The following is a 236-nucleotide window of genomic DNA, read 5'->3' as shown; positions in this document are numbered from 1 at the left end:
ATCGAAACCCAAATCGGACGCGATCCGCACAACCGCCTGAAAATGGCGGTCGTTAAATTCGGCGGCAAACCTGCCGTTACCCACGTCAAAGTGTTGGAACGCTATCTTGCCCACAGCTACATCGAATGCTCGCTCGAAACAGGCAGGACGCACCAAATCCGCGTCCATATGCGCGAAGCCAACCACCCGCTTGCCGCCGACCCTGTTTACGGCAACCTGCGTCATCCGTGCAGCGA

Annotated in this window: 1 protein-coding gene; it reads left to right on the top strand. The window is 57.6% G+C overall.

Features of this window, described 5'->3' with window-relative positions; genetic code table 11:
• A partial coding sequence (locus ACTHS3_RS18635; protein ID WP_440368892.1) for a pseudouridine synthase occupies positions 1-236 on the top strand: 236 nt, incomplete at both ends.

Source organism: Neisseria sp. P0009.S007 (assembly GCF_051962515.1).
This window is presented reverse-complemented; position numbering and strand designations above follow the sequence as displayed.